Raw genomic sequence first — 16,637 nt, forward strand, 5'->3', positions numbered from 1 at the left:
ACCTTCGATGCGCACCCGCAATAGCGGGTGGTTTATTTGTCTCGCACCTCACGGAGTGAGACGAACTAATAATCACATAACACCAAAAATCTCTTAGATTCATTTCTAAGAGATTTTTTCTTACTTCTCTCCCCTCACAACCAGCCTTCTTCTTCGGCGGTTTTGGCCGCTTCGGTTCGGTTGCTGGCACCTAGTTTGGAGAGGATGTTGGTCATGTAATTACGGACGGTGCCGTTTGAGAGGTAGAGCTTGTCCGCAATTTCTTGGTTGGACAGCCCCTGTGCTACTCCATGTAAAACAGCGACTTCCTGCTCGGTCAAGGGATTGGGATGAGTCATCATGACTTCCATCAGCTCTGGAGAATACTCCTTGCGTCCCTCTAACACCGTATGCAGGGTTTGCATGAGCTCAGCGATGCTTCGCTCTTTCAAGACATAGGCATCGACTCCTGCTTTGACAGCTCGTTCAAAATAGCCTGGGCGTTTAAAGGTCGTGACGATAACCACCTTTGTTTCAGGCACTTCTTGTTTGATCCACTCGAGCGCTTCTAGTCCTGTCTTTACTGGCATTTCGACGTCAAGTATGGCAATATCTACTGCTTCTTTCTCCAAAACCTCGATAGCCTCGGCTCCATTTTTCGCCTGCAGAACAGTCTCCACATCTGGTTGAAAGCTCAAGAGCTGGCACATGGCGTCTCTAAGCATACTTTGATCTTCTGCGACTAATACTTTCATCTACTTTCTCTCCTTATAAGGCAGATGCACGCGCACCTCTGTTGGATGTTTCAAACTGACCAGTTCTACTTGACCTGAGAAGGCTGCAGCACGGTCTCGAACTGTATGAAGTTCATTTCCTTTTACAGTTGCAAAACCTTTCCCATCATCTCTGACCGTCAATAGCAATTCCTGATCTGTACGTTCCAGTTTTAGATAAGTTTTATTAGCGTTGGCATGCTTGATAATATTGGTCGCCAGTTCTAACAAAATCATAGCAGCCGTCGACTCCACATCCTGAGTCAGGCTAGCCTTGTCCAATTGATTGTCAACCTCAACTTCAATTCCAGCAATCTCCAGCATCTTTTTGACAGTCTCAAGCTCTGATGCTAAAGTCCGTGATTTCAGATTTTCCACAATAGTTCGCACTTCATTCATGGAATCTTTGCTGATCTGGTGAATTTCTTTTAATTCCTTCTCCACCTGTGGATAAGCCTCCATCTGAAATAACTGCAGGGCCAGATCTGTCTTGACACTCAGCATAGCAAAGGTATGCCCCAGACTATCATGCAAATCCTGACCGATACGACTGCGTTCATTTTCAGCAAGCAATAGATTTATCTGGGCATTTTGCTTAGCCTGGGCTTCTTTCAAATCCTCCACAATCCGAATCCGAACCAAACCAAAAGTCATCAAATCCACAAAAGTAAGAATTCCAAGCAGATAGACTAGAAATTCAACTTCGATTCTCTGAATAATCAAAAGTTGACCTACAACAAGGACTTGAGTAAGGAGAAAAGTCCAGACATGTAAAGACTTTAAACTACGTACACCAAAATGATAAATTAAGAGATTGGAAAGGAAAAAGAAAAACCAGATATAATTCGCAGCAACAAAGGCAGTATACCCAGCTACATAGACCAGCATGATGCCCCAGAAAAGCCAAGAAAGGCGCTGGTTCTTAGTTATTAAAACACCCAAATATGCCACTACAAATAGAATATCAATCAATAAATGCCAGACAGGAAGCTCCCCAGTCACTACAGGAATGATGGAAAAAAACATAAAAATCAAACTGGCCCAATACATATAGTCTATGCTTTTCAGTCTTTCAAGCATTAAGCATTCTCCTTATGACCTTGAAGGTAAATGGTCAAACCAAATAAAACTGCTGAAAAAACAAGTAGATAAACTGTAGCTGATAGATTGATGCCATCCTCGTTTAAGAAGGTCTTGAGCAACTCCATCAACTGATAAGTTGGTAGGCACTTCCCGATTGCTTGCATCCAGTCTGGAAATAAAGAGATAGGCATCCAGAGTCCGCCTAAAACAGCCAATCCTAGATAGAGAAGATTGCCCACGACAGACATCAACTGACTAGAAGGCAAGAGTGTCAAGGTCAAGCCAAGCGCTACAAAAGCTACACTTCCCACAATCAGCAAGAACGCAGCCCCAATCCAGCTTCCTAGAGGCATATCCACACCTCTGACCAAGTGCCCAACTGAGAAAACAACCAGGATTGAAACCAGATAATCAACCATCATACTTGTTATCTTTGATAGATAATATTCTACCATATTTACTGGAGTATGGCGTAATGTTTTCTGCCAGTTGTTGATCTTATCGGTATGTAAAACGGCTGGGAATGAAAACATCGCTGTCGACATCATGGAAAAGGCTGTCATGGAGATGAGGTAATCACGCATAAAATTATCTGGTCCACCGGGTGTATCCTGGTACATGCCTGAAAAGAATAAATAGAAGGCTGTCGGCATCCCTACGGATAATAGATAATAGACTAATTGTCGTTTGGTCAATAGAAATTCTATCTTGTTTAGTGCGATCCATCGTTTCATCTTAGTCATCTCCCTTTTGTGTTTCTTCAAAGATTGTATCCAACAAGCTACGATTATTGACTTCAATTTCTTGTATCCTACAGCCTGCCTGAACTAACCGTTCCCAGAAAGCATCTGCTTCACGTGTGACTACTTGCAGGGCATCTTGTTTTTGTGACCAGTTTTCAACCAAGTTAGACTGTTCGACAACTTCCTTATAAGCCAGAGGTAGGATAAAATGCTTTTCAATCTCCTCACTACGCATGGCTAGAGGTGTCGTATCACGAATCAACTCTCCCTTATTTAAGACCAAAATCCGGTCCGCTGTATGCTCTACTTCCTCAATATAATGAGACGAATAGAGAATGGTGACTCCTTGGGATTTTAGATCTTGGACAATTTCCCAAAAACGTTGACGGGTTGAAGTATCCATGGCCGCAGTTGGCTCATCTAAAAAGACAAGCTTTGGTCGCCCAATCAAGGTCAAGATAAATGAAAAGAGACGCTTTTGCCCACCTGACAATTTTTCTGCCAATTGTTCTTTTTGTTGCTTGTCAAACTGCAATAGTTGATCGATCTCCTGATTGCTCAAGGGATTTGGATAAATGCTTTGAAAGAAAGCAATCAACTCTTTGACCTTTAATTTCTGAACAATGACATTTTCTTGAGGCAGATAGCCTCTAATATAGTCTAACTGAGAACTCGTCACTGGCAAACCTTGGATAGATACTTGACCGCTGGTGACTAGCTTATCTCCAAGCAAACAATCCAAGAGTGTTGTCTTACCGGCACCATTTGGACCAACCAAGGCGACACATTCACCTTCAGCCACCTCAAAGGAAATATCCTTCAAAATAGCCTTGCCCTTGATGTTTTTATTTAGGCTTTCTACCTTAATCATGTTCATGAAATTCTCCTTTCAGCCACTCCTTTCCCATCGGAAAGGCGATAAAAATCATAAATCCTAGTCCCCAGGCACCACGTATGACTTGGTGAAGAAAGGCTTGATCAAACCAACCTGTAAACATTTCTACCAACCATACCACTAGTGATAGTCCAATAAAGAGATAGAGAATCGCTTTTTTCATTTTTCAAACTCCTTTTTCACATCTGAAACCAATTTCAAACCTTCTCGGATCAACCAAGACATCATGCCAAATCCTGCAAATAACTCCCAAGGAAAATGATAGAAGCCTTCGTCCAATCCTGAAAACATGAGATAAGTCATGACTCCTGCTGCTACTAAACTCATTGCGACAATTACTTTATGTTTCATTTTTTCTTCCTCCATTTGATACATCTATTATAATTCTTTGAAGCATGTGCCACTAGAAGCTTCTGTCATGAGGAGATATGACAAATGTCACAAAAAGTCTACTCAGCTATGAAAATAGAATTCTTTCCAAAACGAAAAAGGTCGGGAAATCCCGACCTCTTTCGTTTTCTATTTAATCTTTATTCCACACTGAAAAGATATGGATATACTGGTTGTTGACCTTGGTGAATTTCTACTTCTACATCTTCGAATTCTTCTGCGATTTCTTGGGCGATTTGGTTAGCCAATTCTTCACTTCCGTCTTCTCCAATATAGAAGGTTACGATTTCACTGTCTTCATCCAACATATGTTTCAATGTTTCAGTCAGAGTTTGGTGCATATCAGGGTTTGATACGAGGATCTTACCATCTACCATACCAAGATTGTCATTTTCATGAATTTCCAAACCATCGATAGTCGTATCACGGACAGCTGTTGTTACACTACCGCTGACTACATCACCAAGAGCTGCAGTCATGCGTTCTTTATTTTCTTCGATAGACTTGCTTGGATCGAAGGCAAGAAGACTGGTCAATCCTTGAGGAAGGGTACGAGCTTCTACCACTACTGCTGGTTGTTCCAACACTTCAGCTGCAGATTGAGCTGCCATGAAGATGTTTTTGTTGTTCGGCAAGAAGATAATGTTGCGAGCATTGACTTGCTCAACGGCCTTGATAAAGTCTTCTGTTGAAGGGTTCATGGTTTGTCCACCTTCGATGACATAGTCCACACCTTGAGCACGGAAGATGTCTGCCAAGCCTTGTCCAGCTACTACTGCGATAAGGGCATATTCTTTTTCTTCAGCTGGTTTGCTGACTTGAGCTGCTTCTTTTTCCACTTGTGCTTCGTGTTGGTTACGCATGTTATCGACTTTAACCTTAACCAAGCTACCATATTTGAGACCTTCTTGCATAACAAGACCTGGATCTTCTGTATGGACGTGAACTTTAACGATTTCATCGTCATTGACAACAAGAAGTGAATCCCCAAGTTCGTTCAAGTAGTTACGGAATTCTTCGTAGTCAAACTCTTTAGCATAAGTTGGGCCTTGTTTAAGGGCAACCATGATTTCTGTACAGTAACCAAAGGTGATGTCTTCTGTTGCCACATGTCCGGCTACAGACTTATGGTGTTCAGCATTGATCATTTCACTCATGTTGGCTGGAGTCGCTACAAAGTCTTCAGAAGCGCTATATTCACCAGTAAGAGCTGAAAGGAAGCCTTCATAGATGAAGACCAAACCTTGACCACCTGAGTCTACAACTCCAACTTCCTTCAATACTGGAAGCATTTCAGGAGTTTTAGCAAGAGCCGCTTTAGCTCCATCCAAGGCTGCACGCATAACCTCGATAGCATCGTCTGTCTGCTCTGCTTTTTTCTTAGCACCGATGGCAGCACCACGTGATACAGTCAAGATTGTTCCTTCAACTGGCTTCATAACAGCCTTGTAGGCTACTTCAACTCCTGATTGGAAGGCACGAGCTAGATCTTTCCCTGTTAATTCATCTTTTTCCTTGATAGCTTGCGAAAATCCTCGGAAAAGCTGAGAAGTGATAACTCCTGAGTTCCCACGCGCACCCATCAAAAGACCTTTAGCCAAGATACTTGCGGCCTCACCAACTGTTGAAGCTGGTTTGTCTGCTACTTCTTTAGCACCATTTTCGATAGTCATTCCCATGTTTGTTCCTGTATCTCCATCTGGAACTGGGAAGACGTTCAATGAGTTGACATATTCGGCTTGCTTGTTCAAACGAGTAGATGCAGCCTGTACCATTTCTTGAAATAAGCTTGTAGTAATATTTGACACGATTATTCTCCTACAACTTTGATATTTTGAATGTAGACATTCACAGTTTGAGCAGTGATGCCAAGTTGGTTTTCCAAACTAAAGCGTACACGCTCTTGGATGTTTTTTGAGACTTCACTGATTTTTGTTCCGTAGCTCAACACGGTATATACATCAACTGCAATGCTACCATCTTCGGCCGCTTTTACAACGACACCTTTAGAATAATTTTCCTTCCCAAGGAGGGCTTGGAAATTATCTTTGAGGGCTTTCTTACTTGCCATACCGACCACACCAAAAATCTCAGTTGCTGCACCGCCTACAACGGTAGCAATCACTTCATCTGTTAGTTCGATTTGACCATCTTTTGTATTAATTTTTACAGTCATTTTTTCTACCTCAACTAGTTGATACTCTATTTTATCATATTTCAAGCCAAGTGTAAAAGCAGAATACTGTATCGGCTGATATTTGCTCCTTTGACGAGGCTTTTTGAACTCAGAGCAAAAGAAAAAGACCTGATGGCCTTTTACTCTTTATTAAACGCGTTCTACTTTACCTGATTTCAAAGCACGAGCTGAAGCCCAAACTTTTTTAGGTTTACCATCGATAAGTACAGTAACTTTTTGAAGGTTTGGTTTTACGGCACGTTTTGTTTGGTTCATCGCGTGTGAACGGTTGTTTCCTGATACAGTCTTACGACCTGTAAAGTAACATACTTTAGCCATTTGTGTTTTCCTCCTATTAGATCTAATATAGCGGATGTGCTAGCACCACATACTGTACTATGTTATCACACTTTCTCTTTTTTGGCAAGGGGATTGGAATATTTTTTTATTTAACGTAAACAACTCCTAGTTTCCCAAAAGCTACATCTCCACGGATAATCAAAGTTTTGCTGGTTGGGGCTACAGGGGCATCTGCCTTGGCTGCACCACAAAAAGTTTCCACCTTCAAGTCCACTCTCCAGTGTTGGGGCACATAGATAACTGCATTCCCAAATCCGACTTCTATCTTCAAGGTTGCGCTATCTCCTAACATCTCTGCATTGTCATAATAGATTTTGGCATTCCCAAATCCGACTTCAAACTCATCTTCTACTAATTCTTGATCTTGCTTGTAAAATGTACCCGCCCCAAAAGCGACTTCCTTGTCTGTCAGAATGGTCTTTTCACCGTCATACCACCATTTTTTTCCATTCCAAGTTCTGTTAGTATGAGTCAGCATACTTACTCCAAGCACGATGAGAACACTCGCCCAGAACAGTGATTGATTGGGAATCGGTAAAATGTCATAAAAATGATTGGCTATCATCAAAGCTACTAGAGCTGTAAAAGTGGCTGAAGTTAAGTGGCGACGCAACAAAGCCTCAACTGATTGGTAGGCAAAAAATCCAATACCGATCAAGGGCCAAATGTGCCCTCCCAGAGAAGGGATTCCAAAATTTCCCTGTAACAATACTAAAGCTGCCAATACTAGCAATACAATACCAAATGCTTTCTTTTTCATCTTCTTACCTCATGTTTCTTAGATTTTCTTTTAGGAGGGATTGGTAGTGTCGTGACACGTGTACCTCCTTGTGGGTCTGATAAAAGGAAATAGTGCCTGTACCCGAGAAGGACTTGTCCACCGAGTAAACCTGCCGGATATTGGCAATGGTCGACTTGGATACCCGACTGAAATAACGAGGGAGAATGGACTCCAACTCATAAAGCTTGAGTCGAACCTCGTAGGCGTCTTTCTGGGTATGGGCGTAAATCTTGCTACCTTCTGTCTCAAAAAAGAGAATTTCTGCCAAGTCCAGATAATACTCACCCGTCCCCTTATAAAAAATCAACCTAGGAGCTTTGATTTCTTGCAAGAGTCGTTGCAAGTCAGCTATTTCATCTGTCAGGGCTGCAGCCTTGATGACAATCTCTGTCTCAGTTAATTCACTATCAATCTCGATTCGTAACCTCATCCTATCTCCTTTCTGCATCTACTATACCAAAGGCCAGAAGACTTTACAAGGGCAAAAAAGCAAGTGGTCACTTTTGACTCGTAAGTGGTTACGAGGCCAGGCCCACTTGCTTTGCTTTTTACAAAATAAAGAAGAGAATTCCCCAGATGAGCCCACAGGCATAGCCAACCAGAACATCCTTGGGATAATGAACGCCTCCTAAGACTCGCACAAGACCGAGAAGAGCTGATAAGACCAATAAAATCAACCCTGCAGGCAGATTTGCATGCACACAAGCCATGGAAATAATGGTTGCTGAAAAGACGTGGCGACTAGGCATTGAATTCCCAGAGCTGTCCTTGTCTAATAGTGGGACAATTCCCCAAGTTTCATAGGGACGCGGTTGATTAATCCACTTACGAACTAGCGTCAATAGGACAAAGCCAGAAGCTGGCACTAAGATATAGGTGGCAAATTCTTTCCCCAATCCCTTGCTCATAAAGCTTGTCCCCAACAAGGCCATGTAGGCTAGGGGCATCAGAACTGTCATCATGCGATTAAAAACTCGCATCAATTGTAATAGCTGTGGATGTTGAAGGAGACTTGATTTCCTTTTATCGTACCACTCTTGATAGTTTTTCATGTCTATTTCTCATACTTTTCTAGGACCTGCTGGGCTGTTTTCCCCTTGGCAAGCCAGTCCACTAATTTGTCCAGACGGCGGATTTCCTGCATCAGAGGATCGTCAATTTCCTCAATACGAATCCCACAAACCTTCCCTGTTGTCGCAATCCGTTCAGGCGCATAAGACGGTGCCTGTCGAAAAAAATCTCCGTAGGTAAGGTCCCTATCCAGACAAGCAAGGATGTCAATCACCTCATAACCTGTCAGCCAACTGGTCACTTGGTGAACGGACTCTGCCCTTCCACCCTTTCGCTCAACCTTTGCAATCAAGGCTGGATAGACCGCAGAAAATTTCATATTGTATAATTTCTGACTCATACATTCCTCTTTCTATTATACCAGTATAAAGAAGAAAAAGAAGGCCGTCAAGCCTTCTTTGGGTTTATTATTCTTCTGCTTCGTCTTCTGTAAATTGACTATTGTAGAGGTCGGCATAGAAACCACCCTGAGCCATAAGCTCCTCATGATTTCCTTGTTCGATGATATTTCCATCTTTCATGACAAGAATCAAATCAGCATTACGAATAGTTGACAAACGATGGGCAATAACAAAGGATGTGCGTCCCTCCATCAAACGGTCCATGGCTTTCTGAATCAACTCCTCTGTACGTGTGTCGACTGAAGATGTCGCTTCGTCCAGAATCAAGAGTGGAGAATCTTTGAGAAGGGCACGAGCGATGGTCAAGAGCTGTTTCTGTCCGACTGACAGGGTCACTGTATCATCCAAAACAGTATCGTAACCATCTGGTAGGGTCATGATAAAGTGGTGGATTCCGACTGCTTTTGCTGCTTCGATCATTCGTTCATCACTAATCTCAGTTTGATTATAGATGAGATTGTCTCGAATGGTTCCTTCAAAGAGCCAGGTATCCTGCAAGACCATTGAAAAGGCATCGTGTACTTCTGAACGTTTCATCTTCTTGGTATCCACACCATCAATGCGAATGCTTCCCTTATCAATCTCATAAAATTTCATCAAGAGATTAACAATAGTCGTCTTCCCAGCTCCAGTCGGCCCGACAATAGCAACTTTTTGCCCTGCATGAGCTGTCGCAGAAAAGTCATGAATGATGGTTCGCTCAGGTGTGTAACCAAAGGAAACTTGATCAAAAACTACTTCACCCTTCATACCAGACAATTGTGTTTCCTTATGAGATTCATCTTCCATCTCAGCTTCTCCTAGAAACTCAAAAACACGTGTCATAGCTGCACTAGCCTGTTGCAAGCTGGTAATCCCTTGAGCAATTTGTGATAAGGGTTGTGAGAAGGTACGAACATAAACCATAAAAGCTACGATAATCCCAATACTGATATGGCCTTCAAGAGCCAAGGCAGCACCGACGATAACAACCAAAACATAACTAAAGTTTCCGACAAAGAACATAGCAGGCATCATGATGCCAGAAATAAACTGAGATTTCCAGATACTATCATGTAGATTTTGATTCAATCCTGCGAATGTTTCTTTAGTAGTATCCACAGCATTATAGCTGGTCACAACATTGTGGCCAGAGTACATTTCTTCCACATAACCATTGACAGCTGCTAGATTGTTTTGTTGGGCTTTAAAGTAACCCTGTGACTTAGCCATAATGACTGAAACCGCCGCAAATCCAACAAGAGTTGAAACAACGGTTACCAGTGCCAAAATCCAGTTCATGCCAAACATGGTAATCAAAACAGCAATTAGTAAAAAGCTAGCTGAGATCACTGTTCCCAAACTTTGGTTGAGAGATTGAGCTGCTGTATCAACGTCATTGGTAACACGAGAAAGGGTGTCCCCTTGAGAATGACGGTCAAAATAAGCAAGTGGCAAGCGATTGATTTTCTCAGCAATAGCTGTCCGCAAACGTTTTGAGAAATGTTGGATACTAGTTGAAAAAATGTAGGCTTGCGTATAGTTCAGGATAATCCCAAGCACATAAAGGATAACCAAAAAGCTAGCAATACTTGAGACAGCCTCTAGGTCAATCTCTGTCATTAACCCATCTGAAATCAAATTGGTAATTTCTTTGATTTTAGTTGGTCCATAAACCGTGATAATACTTGAACAGATAGCCGCCACAACTGCGATTAGTAGGGGAAGTTGGAGACCTGCTAGAAAAGGTTTACACTGTTTCCATAAGGACATTTTCTTATTTTCCATGTTCCAATTCCTCCTTCGATAGTTGTGAATAGGCAATTTCTTGGTAAACTTCATTGTTTGCAAGAAGTTCCTTGTGGGTGCCTTGTCCCACGACTTTACCTTGATCCAAGACTAAGATCAGGTCTGCATCCATAATGGTTGAAATGCGTTGGGCAACGATTAACTTGGTCATGGATTGTGTTTTTTCAGCTAATACTTGACGCAAGATACGATCTGTCTTGTAGTCCAAGGCTGAGAATGAATCATCAAAAATGAGAATTTCTGGCTTCCGAGCCAAGGCGCGTGCAATAGCCAGACGTTGCCTCTGTCCACCTGAGAAATTGGTCCCGCCTTGAGCTACTTCTGAAGCTATACCCGCTTCCTTATCTTCTATAAAGTTTTTAGATTGAGCCAATTCCAGAGCTTGCCACATGGCCGTCTCACTTAGTGGCGTTTCTTGACTCTTACCAAAGTCGAGATTGCCCTTAACATCTCCAGAAAAGAGCACAGCTTTTTGAGGAATATAGCCAACTTTATTACGCAAATCTTCTAAGTCATAATTCTGAACATTGACGCCGTCTACTAGAATTTCTCCCTCTGACACATCATAAAAACGGGGTAAGAGGTTCACAAGCGTAGATTTACCAGAACCAGTTGAACCGATAAAAGCAATGGTTTGCCCTGCTTCTGCCTTGAAGCTGACATGTTCCACAACTGCTTCTGAATTTTTAGAATAGCGGAAGGTTACGTCACGGTATTCCACTTGACCAACCACAGAAGAGTTTGCTGTCTGTGGGTGACTAGGGTTTTCAATAGTGGAATGAAGGTCTAGCACTTGATTGATACGCCCTGCAGAAACCAAGGTACGAGGAAGAACGATAAAGAGAGCACCCATGAGCAAGAAGCCCATTACGACTTGCATGGCATAGGACATAAAGACTACCATATCACTAAATAGTGGTAGACGCTCTGTCAAACTAGCATCGTTGATAAGATAAGCACCAATCCAGTAAATGGCAAGGATCAAGCCGCTAGAAATCGCCATCATAATAGGATTCATAATGGCCATTAAGCGACTGACAAAGAGATTGAGTCGTGTGACTTCATCATTGGCTTCTTCGAATTTCTTATCTTGATATTCCTCAGCATTGTAAGCACGAACAACCCGAATCCCAGTCAAACTTTCACGGGTGATGCTATTGAGTTTATCTGTCAATTTTTGGATGACAGATTGTTTAGGAAAGGCAAGAGTCATGAGAACAGTTGTCATCAGAACATTGACGATAACGGCCACCACTACTGCCCAGATCCAGTATTCTGACTTGCCAAGGATTTTCCCAATAGCCCAAATAGCCATGATTGGTCCGCGAGTGACTACCTGAAGTCCCATGGTAAAGAGCATCTGAATCTGCGTGATATCATTGGTCGTCCGAGTCAAAAGACTAGGAATAGAGAAACGTTTGATCTCTGTCTGAGAGTAATCCAAGACACGATTAAAAATATCACTACGCAGATGAGCCGTGTAGGATGCTGCAACGCGAGCTGCAAAAAATCCAACTGTCACAGATGATAGAAAAGCCAAAAGCGACAAACCCATCATCTTAATAGCTGGTGACCAAAGTGCATCCAACTGTGTCCCTGGCGTTCCTATCAATGCAGTAATTTCTGAAATGTAAGTCGGTACTTCTAACTCTAGATAGACCGAGCAACAGGTAAAGAGAACAGTCACTATGATCATACCCCACTCTTTTCCTGTAATACGCTTAGCGAGTTTCTTCATTCTTACCTCCAATTTTTTCTACATTAGCTTGAAGTCGTTCCAGAACTTCTTCAAAAATAGCGAGTTTTTCTTCGGAAACACCTTCAAGTAAGCTGCGGTCAATTCGATTAAAGAAAGACTTGACCTGCTTCATTTGAGAGCGAGATTTTTCAGTCAAATGAACAAATTTTGCTCGTTTATCACTTGGACTTGCCTCCAACTCTACCAAACCATTTTGCACCATGCGCTTGACTAAATTACTAGCAACTGACTTGGTGACATTGAGTTCTTGTTCAATATCCTTAATGAGCGTCAACTCTTGATCATGCTCACGACGATCTAAAAAACGGAGGACCTGTCCTTGCGGTCCACCCATAAATTCAATACCACAACGCTTGGCTTCCTTTTGCACCATGAGGTGAACCTGATGCCCAAAACGTTTAAAGACCAACATCGGTTTATCCATGCTTTCTCCCTTCCAAATAAAAATAGTTCTCTTGCGAACAATTAAGTTTTCATGAGAACTATTTTATCATTTTCAAATAGGATGTCAAGAAAAAAGTTTCCTTGAGAACTATCTAAGCAGAAATTGACATAAGCTCTTATTTTATCTATAATAAACACTATCTCACAAAGATACGAATCCAGTTTACTAGAAATGAGAAATTCACACATGAAACAAAAAGAACAGAAACTCTTAGGAATCCTTGCCATCATCTTTGGAGCCCTGGCGCTTCTTGGTTCTTGGATACCTATCGTCAACATCCTATCATTTTTCCTTGCCATTGCCACTTTGATTTTAGGAGTTTTTGGCATCGCCCTCAATCTCAGAAACCGTAAAACATTGGCTATCATCGGGACAACCTTAGGTCTTATTTCCATTGTCCTTGTTTTAATAACTCAAGTTCTATCTACTAATGTCTTTACTGATTTCGCCAGAACCTTTAGTCACCCCTATAGAAACATCACTTCTTCAACTGATACTGAGGATTATGGTGAACTTCCTGATAGTAATACAGACGAGGGGGATGACGAGGAGGATACTGAATTCTTCACTTGGAGTCAGGAACAGTTCGATGCCTTGGTAGAAGGTGATACTTCTGATAGCGGGAAAGGTGGCAGCAACTACAAAGATATTATCAGGAAACACGGAATCCCAGATTCAGAAACAGATTCAGTTATGGGAGACTATGAAATAAAAAGAATCACCTATCTCTCCATCAGTTCAGATCCTAAGACAGTTGTGCTCACGTTTGTTAAGCAGGAAAATGGCCAGTTTCTTCTAATCCGTAAATTTGCTGTCGGACTGGACCGAAAAGAACAATCTGATTCTGGAGTGAAAGTTTAACATAACTAAAAAGGTGCCGGGAATAGCAATCGGTAGACCAAGTCTCGATTTCTAAATCCCAACACCACGATATTTTTACAATCCATTGGATTATGGACAATTATAGATTACTAATAACGTTTTGAGCAAAAGAAATCTTTGTCTCTTTCCTACCCTTTTGTTATCACAAGATAAACAAACCCCTTGAAAACACTGAATTTTCAAAGGGGTTATTTTTATTCTTAGAATCCGTCTACGTTTGTGTAGATTTTTTGTACGTCTTCGTCGTCTTCAAGGACTCCGTAGAGTTTTTCAAATGTTTCCAAATCTTCACCTGACAACTCAACTTCTGATTGAGGAATCATTTCCAATTCAGTTACTTGGAATTCTTCAATACCAGATTCACGCAAAGCAACGATAGCCTTGTGAAGATCAGTTGGAGCTGTGTAAACAGTGATTGTTCCTTCTTCTGCTTCTACATCGTCTACATCGACATCTGCTTCAAGCAAGAGTTCAAAGATAGCATCAGCATCTTCACCTGCAAAGACGATAACACCTTTGTTGTCAAAGAGATAAGATACAGAACCTGAAGCTCCCATGTTTCCACCGTTTTTACCAAAAGCAGCACGAACATTCGCAGCTGTACGGTTGACGTTTGAAGTCAAGGTATCAACGATCAACATGGAACCATTTGGCCCAAATCCTTCGTAACGTCCTTCTGTAAAGGTTTCATCTGTATTCCCTTTTGCTTTATCGATAGCCTTATCAATAACGTGTTTTGGCACTTGCGCTTGTTTGGCACGATCGATAACGAATTTCAAAGCAGTGTTTAGTTCTGGATCTGGTTCACCTTTTTTAGCGGCTACATAGATTTCTACACCAAATTTTGCATATACTTTAGAGTTAGCTCCATCTTTAGCCGTTTTCTTGGCTACGATATTGGCCCATTTACGTCCCATTAGGAATCTCCTTTTTTCACATTTTAATCTTTCTTATTATAACACAAGTCTAGCTGATTTTCACTAGAGGAAATGGATTTTCTTTTGTAAAGCAAGCTAGGATTTCCCGCCGGCTGCCAAGATTTTCTTGCCTTCTTTTATCCAAGGGTGTTGGGAGAGCGAGAAGTAAAGCTGGGCAGTCATAATTAGCCAAAGAAGGGGCTCACATAGAATCACACCTGTATAACCTGTCCAAGGAATAATCCAAGCCACGAAAATAATTTTACCAAAAAACTCGATAAAGCTTGATACAAGTGGCAAGAATTTTTGACCGAGACCCTGCAAGCTATTTCTATAGATCAATAAAAGACTCAAAAACGGATAGAATACAGAACTGATGCATAGGTACAAAGCCCCATTTTCAATCAAGTAACCGTCTGTCGAACTTGCCAGGAAAGAAACTAGGCTAGGGCTTGCAAAAAATAGGAATACACAAACAAAGGTCGCCCAAGACATACTGATATAACTCCCTAGTCGAAGACCGTGGACAATGCGTTCTGGACGTTTTGCACCAAAGTTTTGAGAGATAAAAGTCGTCATCGATGCTGAGATAGCCGTCATTGGCAATAAGGCAAAGGCCATGATTCGGCGTGCTGCTGTCTGAGCACTGATAATGACTGCTCCAAAACTATTGACAGAGGATTGCAAAATAACACTTCCGACAGAAACGATTGAACCCATTAAGCCCATGGCTAGCCCCTGCTCTAAGAGATCGACATAGAGGGCCTTATTCCATTTGAAATCCTTCAACCTAGGAAGGAGCTCTGGAACACTCTTTCGGATATAGAGATAACAAAGGATAGCTGACAAACCCTGGGAGATAATGGTTGCAAGACCAGCAGATTGAACTCCTAACTGCAATTGTGTAATAAAATACAAATCCAAAATGACATTAACGATGGCTGAGAAAATAAGAAAACCAAGCGCAGCAAGGCTATCACCAACAGAGCGTAGCAAACCTGCAAAAAGATTATAAGCAAAGCTCACCCCCACACAGCTAACAATCATGGAGATATATTCATAGGACTGAGGGAGAATTTCTACAGGTGTTTCTAGGTACTGTAAGAGTGGATAAAGACCAAAAAAGCCCATCAACATGACAAGCACACTCAAGATAATCCCTAAAATCCAAGTTGCTGCGACAGCTTCCTTAATCTTTTCAAAATTACGAGCGCCATAGAGACGTGCAATAACAACACCCATCCCATTTCCAACACCGAGAGCAAAGCCGATAATCAAATCAAAAATGGCTGTCGTTGCTCCGACTGCCGCCAATGAATCTTGCCCTAAAAAACGCCCAACAATCAAGATATCAGCTGTATTGTAAAGTTGCTGAAAGATATTGGACAGTAGAATCGGTAATGCAAAACTAATTAGCGCGGGAAGGATGGGACCATGAATCAGGTCCACCGTTGATTTTTTATTCATAAGGCTATTATATCAGCTTTCTAGTAGGGGAACAAGAGAATTTGGATAAGAAAGCGTTGCCTAGATACAAACAATCTGGTATAATCATGACAGAAAAGGAGGGTATGTATGAGCTTAACAAGCCAGTTAATTACAGATGTATTCCCAGACCTTGAGAAAGTTGACCAATTAAACAAGGAAGCCTTTCCTGAAGAAGAACGGGTCCCTTTGGAAGAATTTTTAAGTTACCAGGATAGAGATGATGCCCACTTTTTCGCTTTCTATAACGAGGAAGAATTTGTCGGCTTCGCTTTTGCCATTTCTAACCAAAAAGCTTTCTACATTAGCTTCTTTGCCATTATGCCTCATCTCCGTAGTCATGGCTACGGGAGAGAAATCATTGAAAAACTCATTGATTTTTACCAACGTACCATGATTCTTGAAGTGGAGCGTTTGGACGAGGATTGTGATAACCTCGAACAACGAAAAGCTCGCATGGACTTCTACCTACAAAATGGTTTTAAAACTGCCAACGCTCTATTAGAATACGAGGGTATGAGCTTTGAAATTCTCTATCGCGGTGACCATTTTGATGAAGAAGCCTATCGCAATATCTTTCAAAAATTGCAAGAAGAAAATTATTTTGACTTCCACATTGAGTACCGTCGCTTTAGTGAACACTAATCTAGATTGCAACCTTGAATCTCCATTAAAGATTTGTAATTTTCTCTATAACCGATTTACAATC

The 16,637-nt window shown here is 41.6% G+C and carries 20 protein-coding genes; 2 read left to right on the forward strand and 18 right to left on the reverse strand.

Going from position 1 to position 16,637, the window contains the following annotated elements; genetic code table 11:
• Positions 1–134 precede the first annotated feature (134 nt).
• From PCY08_RS01375 to PCY08_RS01450, 16 genes are all read right to left on the reverse strand, one after another.
• Positions 135–734, reverse strand: a complete 600-nt coding sequence (locus PCY08_RS01375; RefSeq protein ID WP_000866708.1) for a response regulator transcription factor — start codon at positions 732–734, stop codon at positions 135–137.
• Positions 735–1,832, reverse strand: coding sequence for a sensor histidine kinase (locus tag PCY08_RS01380; protein WP_301559186.1), 1,098 nt, complete (start codon positions 1,830–1,832; stop codon positions 735–737).
• A complete protein-coding gene (locus tag PCY08_RS01385; RefSeq protein WP_301559187.1) occupies positions 1,832–2,569 on the reverse strand; it encodes an ABC transporter permease in 738 nt (245 codons plus the stop codon). The genes PCY08_RS01380 and PCY08_RS01385 overlap by 1 nt, the downstream gene beginning before the upstream one ends.
• 1 nt (position 2,570) lies before the next feature.
• Entirely contained in the window at positions 2,571–3,455 is an 885-nt protein-coding gene (locus tag PCY08_RS01390; RefSeq protein WP_301559188.1) for an ABC transporter ATP-binding protein, read from the reverse strand.
• Positions 3,442–3,636: a hypothetical protein gene (locus tag PCY08_RS01395; protein WP_301559189.1), complete on the reverse strand. Its 195-nt coding sequence runs from the start codon at positions 3,634–3,636 to the stop codon at positions 3,442–3,444. Before PCY08_RS01395 ends, PCY08_RS01390 begins: the two co-directional genes overlap by 14 nt.
• Positions 3,633–3,839 (reverse strand): hypothetical protein, encoded by a 207-nt coding sequence (locus PCY08_RS01400; protein ID WP_025170070.1) that lies wholly within the window; start codon positions 3,837–3,839, stop codon positions 3,633–3,635. Before PCY08_RS01400 ends, PCY08_RS01395 begins: the two co-directional genes overlap by 4 nt.
• 164 nt (positions 3,840–4,003) lie before the next feature.
• The gene (locus PCY08_RS01405) at positions 4,004–5,671 is read right to left on the reverse strand and encodes a DAK2 domain-containing protein (RefSeq protein WP_301559190.1); all 1,668 of its coding nucleotides are present in this window, start codon (positions 5,669–5,671) and stop codon (positions 4,004–4,006) included.
• 2 nt (positions 5,672–5,673) lie between these two features.
• Positions 5,674–6,039, reverse strand: a complete 366-nt coding sequence (locus PCY08_RS01410) for an Asp23/Gls24 family envelope stress response protein (RefSeq protein WP_000216431.1) — start codon at positions 6,037–6,039, stop codon at positions 5,674–5,676.
• A 150-nt stretch (positions 6,040–6,189) separates the two neighbouring features.
• Entirely contained in the window at positions 6,190–6,378 is a 189-nt protein-coding gene (gene rpmB, locus PCY08_RS01415; protein WP_001140948.1) for a 50S ribosomal protein L28, read from the reverse strand.
• A 106-nt stretch (positions 6,379–6,484) separates the two neighbouring features.
• A complete protein-coding gene (locus tag PCY08_RS01420; protein ID WP_301559191.1) occupies positions 6,485–7,159 on the reverse strand; it encodes a hypothetical protein in 675 nt (224 codons plus the stop codon).
• A gap of 4 nt (positions 7,160–7,163) precedes the next feature.
• Positions 7,164–7,610 (reverse strand): LytTR family DNA-binding domain-containing protein, encoded by a 447-nt coding sequence (locus tag PCY08_RS01425; protein WP_301559192.1) that lies wholly within the window; start codon positions 7,608–7,610, stop codon positions 7,164–7,166.
• 118 nt (positions 7,611–7,728) lie between these two features.
• Complete coding sequence (locus PCY08_RS01430; RefSeq protein ID WP_301559193.1) at positions 7,729–8,232, reverse strand: phosphatase PAP2 family protein; 504 nt, start codon at positions 8,230–8,232, stop codon at positions 7,729–7,731.
• Positions 8,233–8,234: 2 nt separating this feature from the next.
• Positions 8,235–8,591, reverse strand: coding sequence for a DUF2200 family protein (locus PCY08_RS01435; RefSeq protein ID WP_301559194.1), 357 nt, complete (start codon positions 8,589–8,591; stop codon positions 8,235–8,237).
• 67 nt (positions 8,592–8,658) lie between these two features.
• Positions 8,659–10,419: an ABC transporter ATP-binding protein gene (locus PCY08_RS01440; protein WP_301559195.1), complete on the reverse strand. Its 1,761-nt coding sequence runs from the start codon at positions 10,417–10,419 to the stop codon at positions 8,659–8,661.
• Entirely contained in the window at positions 10,409–12,178 is a 1,770-nt protein-coding gene (locus tag PCY08_RS01445; RefSeq protein WP_301559196.1) for an ABC transporter ATP-binding protein, read from the reverse strand. The genes PCY08_RS01440 and PCY08_RS01445 overlap by 11 nt, the downstream gene beginning before the upstream one ends.
• Positions 12,162–12,623 (reverse strand): MarR family winged helix-turn-helix transcriptional regulator, encoded by a 462-nt coding sequence (locus PCY08_RS01450; RefSeq protein WP_301559197.1) that lies wholly within the window; start codon positions 12,621–12,623, stop codon positions 12,162–12,164. Before PCY08_RS01450 ends, PCY08_RS01445 begins: the two co-directional genes overlap by 17 nt.
• A gap of 207 nt (positions 12,624–12,830) precedes the next feature.
• On the opposite strand from PCY08_RS01450, the gene PCY08_RS01455 reads away from it, so the two are divergent.
• On the forward strand, positions 12,831–13,505 hold the full coding sequence (locus PCY08_RS01455; protein WP_301559198.1) for a CD20-like domain-containing protein: 675 nt from the start codon (positions 12,831–12,833) through the stop codon (positions 13,503–13,505).
• A gap of 221 nt (positions 13,506–13,726) precedes the next feature.
• Here the strand turns inward: PCY08_RS01455 and PCY08_RS01460 are convergent, their stop codons facing one another.
• Together PCY08_RS01460 and PCY08_RS01465 are read right to left on the reverse strand one after the other, a co-directional pair.
• Complete coding sequence (locus PCY08_RS01460; protein WP_045762594.1) at positions 13,727–14,443, reverse strand: YebC/PmpR family DNA-binding transcriptional regulator; 717 nt, start codon at positions 14,441–14,443, stop codon at positions 13,727–13,729.
• 96 nt (positions 14,444–14,539) lie between these two features.
• On the reverse strand, positions 14,540–15,910 hold the full coding sequence (locus PCY08_RS01465) for an MATE family efflux transporter (RefSeq protein WP_301559199.1): 1,371 nt from the start codon (positions 15,908–15,910) through the stop codon (positions 14,540–14,542).
• A 108-nt stretch (positions 15,911–16,018) separates the two neighbouring features.
• Here PCY08_RS01465 and PCY08_RS01470 point away from each other — a divergent pair, with 108 nt between their 5' ends.
• Complete coding sequence (locus tag PCY08_RS01470; RefSeq protein WP_301559200.1) at positions 16,019–16,573, forward strand: GNAT family N-acetyltransferase; 555 nt, start codon at positions 16,019–16,021, stop codon at positions 16,571–16,573.
• Positions 16,574–16,637: the final 64 nt, after the last annotated feature.

Origin of the sequence: Streptococcus sp. SO4 (genome assembly GCF_030440055.1) — a bacterium.
Taxonomy (GTDB): Bacteria; Bacillota; Bacilli; order Lactobacillales; family Streptococcaceae; genus Streptococcus; species Streptococcus nidrosiense.